Below are 8638 nucleotides of genomic sequence, written 5' to 3'. Positions count from 1 at the left end.
ACAAAGAATCAAAAGTGGAATATCCTGGTTTGAAAGTGCTATGAAAATTAGAAGAGTGGCAGTGACAGAATACTTAAGGAATCCCCAATACACGTTAAATTAATTCAAATATTTGTAAGTTTGGAAAAAACAATATGCTAGGATCCAACTGCGTAACTCCTAACCTAAATGGAAAAATCAAGAAAACTAATAATTGGAAAACGAAGTGAATAGACTGGTTTCCTACTTTCTTACTCTTATATATTATAATATAAAAAGTTTACATAAACATTAAAAAAATTTTAATTTTGCGCTTAACACTAAGAAGGTCAATATCTGAACTTTTCCGTCCACTTTATGCGAGCATACTTAAAATCTCTGTACAGGTTAATAAGTTCCATAACTGTAAATAAGAAGTGAGATTTTTTAAAAACTCTTTTTTATCAATTCCACCCATTCATTAATCTTATTCGCCACATCAAAAACAGTTTGCTCCCCAAACTCCTGCTTGAAGCCAAGATACTTCGCATTGAATTTCTCAACCAATGCCGTAAGCTGTCAACCACAGAATGATCCTGTGAGCGAACAAAATTACTTAAATCGCATTTGAAAAGACTAAAGGTACTCCAATTAAAAATAGTATCCAAAGAGTTATTGCATTGTGTAACTTCTATTTGTCAACTGGAAACTAAAAATACTATGGTCTACCTATTGAGGAAAAGTTTCAGAGAACCACGGCGTAAACTAGGAAATCTTCCTGAAAAATCCGGGTTCCTGAGAAAAATATATGTAATATTTGTATTAATAGATTGGAGCTTGCAAAATAGGATATAATATTATAAAATAACAAATATTATATAGATATTATTTTCCTGTATTGCGAAGAAACTATCTCAATAAAAAAAATACTGAGGGATTATATTATTCGAAAATGTCCGCTTTCTGGATACTACTTTGAGAGACGGTGAACAAACACCTGGCGTTGCCCTTACAAAGGACAAGAAGCTTTTAATCGCCCGAGCGCTTGATGAAATGGGGGTCTCAATAATTGAGGCTGGTTCTGCAATCACTTCCAAAGGTGAAAGGGAATCCATCAGGGCTGTTGCAAATGCAGGGCTTAACGCTGAAATTTGCAGCTACTGCAGGATTGTAAAGTCCGATGTTGACCGTGCTCTGGAATGTGATGTTGACTCTATTCACCTTGTAGCACCTGTTTCGGACCTTCATATAAGGACGAAAATCAAAAAGGGTCGGGATGCAGTAAGGCAGATCGCAGTTGATGTAATTGAGTATGCCAAGGACCACGGCCTGATTGTGGAATTGAGCGGGGAAGATGCCTCGCGTGCAGACCCTGAGTTTCTAAAGACCATCTTTACCGACGGCATAGATGCAGGCGCTGACAGGTTATGCTTCTGTGATACTGTAGGCCTTCTGGTACCTGAAAGGACAACCAAAATTTTCCGGGACCTGACTTCCTCACTGAAAGCTCCTCTCAGCATTCACTGCCACAATGATTTTGGTTTTGCAACTGCGAACACGGTTGCTGCCCTGGCTGCAGGGGCAAAACAGGCCCATGTAACTGTTAACGGGTTAGGTGAAAGAGCTGGAAACGCATCCCTTGAAGAAGTAGTAACGAGCCTGGAATGGCTCTACAAGTATAATACAGGTATCAAACATGAGATGATCTACCGGACTTCAAGGCTTGTAAGCCGGCTTACAGGAATTCCCGTATCACCAAATAAGGCTCTTGTAGGTGGAAACGCATTCACTCACGAAGCAGGAATCCATGTTCACGGCCTTCTTGCCGATAAGGCAACCTATGAACCGATGAGCCCGGAATATATCGGAAGGCAGCGTCAGATCGTACTTGGAAAACATGCAGGACGCAGCTCGATTACTCTTGCCTTAAAGGAAATGGGGCTTGTAGCTGATGAGGCCCAGACCGAAGAAATTTTCAATCGTGTCAAGCAGATTGGTGACCAGGGAAAACACGTAACTGATGCTGACCTGCACACCATTGCAGAAAACGTACTTGATATTTATAAGGAACCTCTGGTAAAACTGGAAGAGTTTACCATTGTGTCAGGAAACCGTGTGACTCCAACGGCATCGATAAAACTTAACGTAAAAGATAAAGCTATTGTACAGGCAGGAATCGGGAACGGGCCTGTAGATGCTGTAATCAACGCAATCCGGAGAGCTGTACGTTCCTGTGCGGAAGATATTATCCTTGAAGAGTATCATGTAGACTCGATCACTGGCGGAACCGATGCCCTTGTTGAAGTAAGGGTAAAACTTTCCAAGGATGGAAAGGAAGTTACCGCAAGCGGAGCCAGGACGGACATAATTATGGCTTCCGTAGAAGCTGTAATGAACGGTATGAACCGCCTTATCCGGGCCGAGTGATTTCAGAAAATGAATTATATAGATTTTTCAGGAGGGCTGTTCTGTCCTCTCCTTTTTTTCCTGCTGGAAAAATTCTTGAAATCACACACCACTAATATTTCTGGATCAGGAAAAACCGTATCCATATATACATGATTGATTATGATATATTTACAAAATTAATAACGAGAAAATGTGAGTGTGAAAGATAAATATTTCTAATGAACACACCCTTACTGGAAATATACTCATCTTCAGGTGAGTACCCAGTTAAATCACCATTAAGAAATAAATAGGAGTTAAATAATGACAACCGGGTCAACAGAAAAAGTTAATGGCGCAAGGGCTTTGATTAAGTGCCTGGAAAAAGAAGGTGTTGACACCATCTTCGGATATCCAGGAGGGCAGATCATTCCCTTCTATGACGAAATTTATGATTCGAATCTGCGCCATATACTTGTGCGTCACGAACAGGCAGCAGCTCATGCTGCGGACGGGTACGCCCGTGCAACTGGAAAGACCGGGGTCTGTGTTTCTACCTCAGGTCCCGGAGCAACCAACCTGGTAACAGGGATTGCTACCGCATATATGGACTCAGTGCCTATTGTAGCCTTAACAGGGCAGGTCCCAACCTTCCTGATAGGTAATGATGCTTTCCAGGAAGCCGACATTAAGGGAATTACCCAGCCCATTACCAAGCACAACTACCTCGTACAGGATGCAAACGAACTCCCGAGAATCGTAAAAGAAGCCTTCCATATCGCTTCTACCGGAAGGCCTGGCCCGGTATTAATTGACCTTCCAAAGGATGTACAGAACGCGGAGATCGACTTTTACTATCCTGACAAAGTAGAGCTTAGAGGATATAAGCCAACTTACAAAGGCAACACTCAGCAGATCAAACGAGCCGCCGAGGAAATTGCAAATTCCTGCATGCCTATTATATACGCAGGTGGCGGTGTGATAAGTTCTAATGCCAGCGCTGAGCTTGTAGAGCTGGCTGAGACAATTAATGCTCCGGTTACGACTACTCTCCTGGGAATTGGTGCAATTCCGACTGAACACCCTCTGCATGTTGGGATGCTTGGAATGCACGGGACCAAGTCTGCAAACTATGCTATTCAGGAATCCGATCTTATTATTGCCGTGGGCGCGAGGTTCGATGACCGTGTTACCGGAAAGCTCGAGTCCTTTGCCCCCAATGCAAGGGTTATTCACATCGATGTCGACCCTGCTGAGATCTCAAAGAATGTAAATGTCCAGATCCCAATCGTCGGAGACGCAAAACAGGTGCTTAAGTCCCTGAATAAATATATCAAGTGCTGCAAATCCGAAGCATGGATTGAAAAGATAAAACAGTGGAAAAAGGAATATCCGCTTACCTATGAACAGATGTCACCTGATGTCATAATGCCTCAGTTTGTCATCGAGCAAATCTCTGAGGCTTGCAAGGACGCAATTATAGTTACTGAGGTCGGGCAGCACCAGATGTGGGCCGCTCAGTTCTTCAAGTATAAAAACCCCCGCACTTTCATTACATCAGGCGGTCTTGGCACAATGGGCTACGGTTTCCCTGCAGCCATAGGAGCAAAGGTTGGCAAGCCGGATAAAACGGTTATTAACATTGCAGGCGATGGCTCTTTCCAGATGAACTCTCAGGAGCTTGCAACTGTAGTCCAGAACGACATTCCGGTTGTTTCTGTGATCATTAATAATGGTTATCTGGGTATGGTCAGACAGTGGCAGGAACTGTTCTATGACAAAAGGTATTCTCAGACATTTATCAAGGGCAGTGTTGACTTCGTCAAACTTGCCGAGGCTTACGGAGCACTTGGACTGCGTGCGGAAAGGCCGTCCGAAGTAAGGCCTGCAATTGAAGAAGCTGTTAATTCAGGTAGGCCTGCTATTGTCGACGTAATTGTTGAATGCGAGGCAAACGTTTATCCAATGGTGCCGGCAGGGGCTGCAATTAATGAAATCATTGATATGGAAGAACATGCAGACACTCCCTGCGCTATGCCCGATTTGCGTAAGGCAAAAGCTGATAGAGTTCTCGACCTGGAGGAACAGTAATGAAACATACACTGGCAGTCCTTGTGGAAAATAGGTCCGGAGTTCTCTCAAGGGTGGCTTCGCTCTTCTCAAGGCGCGGATACAATATTGAGAGCCTGGCTGTAGGAGTCACTGAAGATCCCAAAACTTCCAGAATGACTATAGTAGTTGATGGGGATGACCATGTGCTCGAACAGGTTACAAAACAGCTTAATAAGCTCGTTGATGTGATCAAAGTTTCGGACATCGGAGGAGATGACTCTGTAGAACGGGAACTCGCCCTTATTAAAGTTTCAGCCGACGTGAGTGCGAGAACCGAAATTATCCAGATTGCGAATATTTTCAGGGCAAGGATAGTGGACGTAGCTCCTAAATCCATAACTGTCGAAGTAACTGGAGACGAAGCCAAAATTCAGGCAATAGAAAAACTCCTCAGGCAGTTCGGGATTAAGGAAATGGTCCGGACAGGTAAGATTGCTCTGGTTCGCGGCCCAAAGAAGGTTTAAATAATAAGGGCAGGTAAAGAAAGGTAGCTGCTTAATTATTTTTACAGACTGGGGCAGTCGAAAGCGTTTTAAACCCCTTGAAGCTTCAATAAGAGTAAGCCTGAAGTTTCAGGTCTCTGCTAAAACTTCAAAAGCTGCCCTATCCGAAAAAAGCAACTTTCCATAAATCGACTTAGGTCAACTTAATTCACAGGGAAGTGAACGGATTTAATAAGGACTTAATAATAATATGCTTCCCAAAAAAATATTAGGAGCTTTGCTCAAAAACTGAAAAATTCATCAGGAGAATCTAATATGGCAAAAATAATTTATGATAACGAAACTACTTTTGATGCACTTAAGGACAAGACTATCGCAATAATGGGCTACGGAAGCCAGGGTCACGCTCACGCCCGCAACCTCCATGAGTCAGGGCTTAATGTTATTGTTGGGCTCAGAAAAAGCAGTTCAAGCTGGGCAAAAGCCGAGAATGACGGCCTGAAGGTCATGACTGTGGCAGAAGCTGCAAAAGCTGCAGATGTTATCATGGTCCTCCTTCCGGACGAAAATCAGGCCTCGGTTTATTATTCTGAAATCGCACCAAATCTGGAAGCCGGTAATGCACTTGCTTTTGCACACGGCTTTAATATTCACTACAACCAGATTGTCCCCCCAAAAGACGTTGATGTTTTCATGGCTGCTCCCAAGGGACCTGGTCACATTGTCAGAAGAACCTATACCGAAGGTATCGGAGTCCCGGCTCTTATTGCAGTCTATCAGGACGCAACCGGACATGCCAGGGACATTGCTCTCTCATATGTCAAGGGAATCGGTGCAACCAGGGCAGGTGTCTATGAAACCACTTTCCGTGAGGAAACCGAAACCGATCTTTTCGGAGAACAGGTTGACCTTTGCGGAGGACTTTCATCTCTTATCAAGACCGCTTTTGAAACACTTGTTGAGGCCGGATACCAGCCTGAAATGGCTTATTTCGAAACCTGCCATGAAGTCAAGCTCATTGTTGACCTTATCTATGAAGGTGGGCTTGAGAGAATGTGGCACTCTGTTTCAAACACTGCAGAATACGGCGGTATGACAGTCGGCCCCAGGATTATTAATGATGAGTCCCGCGAAGCCATGCGTGAAGCCCTTAAAAGAATTCAGAACGGCGAATTTGCCAAGGAATTCGTGCTCGAAGGCATGGTCAACCACCCAGTACTCAAAGCCATGGAACGCCAGGAAAAGGAACACCAGCTTGAGGTTGTCGGAAAGCAGATCCGTGCAAACATCCCCTGGCTCAACAAGAAGATTGACGATGACTGATTCTACAGTAATTAATAGCCTGTAGACAGAAAATTCATAAATCTGGAAGTATAAAATTCAATCCGGAGGGAAAGTATGCCAGTAAAAGGAGATAACAAAGTCATTAACACTATCCTTAACAGACGGAGCGTCCGGGAGTTTACGGACAAACCTGTTAGCAAGGAAGATATCAACACTATCCTTAATGCAGGCCATTGGGCTCCTTCCGGATTGAATAACCAGCCCTGGCGTTTCATTGTTATTCGAAACCGTGAGACTATCCAGAAACTCTCGGAATGCACTCATTACACAGGTATCGTGGCAGGGGCTCCTCTGCTTATTGCGACTTTCCTGGACAATGAAACTTCTTACAACAGGACAAAAGATCTCGAGGCAATAGGGGCTGCAATCGAGAATATGCTCCTCACCTGCTGTGATCTTGGCCTTGGTGGGGTCTGGCTTGGAGAAATCCTGAACCAAAAAGAGAAAGTCAATTCCATTCTGGACTGCCCTTCCGATCTTGAGCTAATGGCAGTTCTTGCAATCGGGGAACCGGTCCCAAAAGAAAGGACTTCAACACGTAGAGCTCTATCCGAAATAGTGTTTGATGAAAAGTACGGCCAGAAGTGGGAAGAGTAAACTATCCTGAAATTCTCAGGCTAAATTTCCTTTTAATGGTTTATAAATATTAAATATAAAAGGATATTTTAATATTATTAAGGATTAAGTTTATAAGCTATTTAGCACTATAACCAGCCAGTTAACTGATTATGGTTTTATATATTAGCGAACTGATCTTGACTTTTTGATAGTGAAGGTCTGTAGTGTAGAGGATATCACTGGAGCCTCCGGAGCTCCGAACCTGGGTTCGATTCCCAGCAGACCTGTTTCTTAAAAAATCTGGTAAGGTATGGTTTCATTTTTTACATTATTTGCCGGGCAGAAAGTATAAGACTGAAATAAAACAGAATATAAGTTAGAAGGTGTATTTAATGGCTAGAGGATTTAATCGTCGCTTCCTGCGTGCTGGAAGAGGTTCATCTTTAGGTCAGCTAATTCTCATAGCAATAGTACTGTACTTTTTGCTGCGTATCGTGTTGCCACTCTTGTGGACTCTCATATTGATTCTTGTTGTAATTTTACTATTGAAAATTGTGCTGGAAAATCTTTAAATTGACTGCACTCTCCTTTTTTTATGACTTTTAACTCTCTTCACCTATGCTTTTAAATATTTTTTAATCATCTTTTCTTACGATCTAGGTGATGTATTGTCAACCAGCAAGAAAATTTGTGATTTTTGTCTAAACGCACATGATATTCTTCGAATAACAGGCACAAAGAAATGAAAGTACTTTTTCACCTCACCCTTTTTTGACTATTGATCTCGTCATTACCTTGGGGTATTAAGGTTGTCCTAACTATGGTTTTCAAACCATCGCTAAACTAATCAGTGAATTGCCATACAAGGCTTAAATTTGATAAGGAGCAGAAAATCAAAAGGAGTATTGGAAGCCATTTTTATTCCGTACTTTCATGCTAAATCAAAACGTCAGGTAATGAGTGAGAATTAAAGACGGCCGTATTTTTTGTGCGCTTGCTCTTGTGTCAAGATGTCAAAAACAAACAATTGCATTCTCTTCAAAATCAACGGTATAGAACGCCCTGTAATTCCCGATTCGAAGACGGTACACATCTTCTTTATAACCTTCTATTCTGCACTTATTACCGCCCTGAAACCCATTTTTTAGATCTTTTAAAGCTTCAGCAACTTGTTTTTTTCTACTTTGTGGCAGGTCATCAAGAACTTTTGCTTTTATGAAAACTTTAAAGGTCATCCACGCTCACGTATTCTTCGCGGTGTTCTTTAAAGTGTTTTTTGGCTTCTTCCGCAATTCGGTCTATCTTCAATCTATATTCATGATTCTTATACTCTCTGATTAATTTCTCAATGACGGTATTGTAGTCATCACCCATAGAGCCGATTTTTTTCAATTCGTCGCGGTTTTTCTTTGAAATTTGAATTGTGGTTCCGTCTTGCATTATAATCATTATAATGATTATAATATTTATAATTAGCTCTCTTGCTCCTGTATTGACTTCTATGCTCAATTCTTCAAGAGCTTTGAGTACAGGCGATTAGAGGCTAGTACTGAAGAGATAAGGGGTAACCAAGGAGCAAGAAGAGAATCCAGTCAGGGAGCCTAGAAAGGCCCAGGCAGGGAAAAAAGAGGGAACCCTGATTAAGAGGACATGTAAAAACTGTAATCAGCCTTTCGAAACATATATTATTTTTTAATATTATATAATTTTGAATAAAAACAAAACAGTTATTATTCATTCTTTCTGTATAACCTACCTTCCGCAGATGTCTTGAGTAAAAGAACATTTTTCCTGCTATCGTTTTTGTGCATTTGTTCAATAATTTGCAATTATTA

Annotated in this window: 7 protein-coding genes and 1 tRNA gene; 6 read left to right on the top strand and 2 right to left on the bottom strand. The window is 42.0% G+C overall.

Going from position 1 to position 8638, the window contains the following annotated elements; all coding sequences use genetic code 11:
* Nucleotides 1-897: 897 nt before the first annotated feature.
* From A9239_RS10895 to A9239_RS10870, 6 genes are all read left to right on the top strand, one after another.
* Complete coding sequence (locus A9239_RS10895; protein ID WP_080941576.1) at nt 898-2385, top strand: (R)-citramalate synthase; 1488 nt, start codon at nt 898-900, stop codon at nt 2383-2385.
* Nucleotides 2386-2670: 285 nt separating this feature from the next.
* Nucleotides 2671-4437 carry an acetolactate synthase large subunit gene (locus A9239_RS10890; protein ID WP_048156171.1) on the top strand — a complete coding sequence of 589 codons (1767 nt, stop codon included), beginning with the start codon at nt 2671-2673 and terminating at the stop codon, nt 4435-4437.
* Nucleotides 4437-4922: an acetolactate synthase small subunit gene (ilvN, locus tag A9239_RS10885; RefSeq protein ID WP_048121402.1), complete on the top strand. Its 486-nt coding sequence runs from the start codon at nt 4437-4439 to the stop codon at nt 4920-4922. Before A9239_RS10890 ends, ilvN begins: the two co-directional genes overlap by 1 nt.
* A 294-nt stretch (nt 4923-5216) precedes the next feature.
* Nucleotides 5217-6224, top strand: coding sequence for a ketol-acid reductoisomerase (gene ilvC / locus A9239_RS10880; RefSeq protein ID WP_048121400.1), 1008 nt, complete (start codon nt 5217-5219; stop codon nt 6222-6224).
* 75 nt (nt 6225-6299) lie between these two features.
* Nucleotides 6300-6842 (top strand): nitroreductase family protein, encoded by a 543-nt coding sequence (locus A9239_RS10875; protein ID WP_048156168.1) that lies wholly within the window; start codon nt 6300-6302, stop codon nt 6840-6842.
* A 176-nt stretch (nt 6843-7018) separates the two neighbouring features.
* A tRNA-Arg gene (locus A9239_RS10870) sits at nt 7019-7090 on the top strand.
* Between the two features lie 726 nt (nt 7091-7816).
* Here the strand turns inward: A9239_RS10870 and A9239_RS10865 are convergent.
* Both A9239_RS10865 and A9239_RS10860 read right to left on the bottom strand, forming a co-directional pair.
* Nucleotides 7817-8038, bottom strand: a complete 222-nt coding sequence (locus tag A9239_RS10865) for a type II toxin-antitoxin system RelE/ParE family toxin (protein WP_230668907.1) — start codon at nt 8036-8038, stop codon at nt 7817-7819.
* Complete coding sequence (locus tag A9239_RS10860) at nt 8028-8312, bottom strand: hypothetical protein (protein WP_048121383.1); 285 nt, start codon at nt 8310-8312, stop codon at nt 8028-8030. Before A9239_RS10860 ends, A9239_RS10865 begins: the two co-directional genes overlap by 11 nt.
* Between the last annotated feature and the right edge of the window lie 326 nt (nt 8313-8638).

It is taken from the genome of Methanosarcina sp. A14, assembly GCF_001729375.1.
Classification (GTDB): Archaea; Halobacteriota; Methanosarcinia; order Methanosarcinales; family Methanosarcinaceae; genus Methanosarcina; species Methanosarcina barkeri.
The sequence above is the reverse complement of the archived record's forward strand: the minus strand, read 5'-3'. Positions and strand labels throughout refer to the sequence as shown.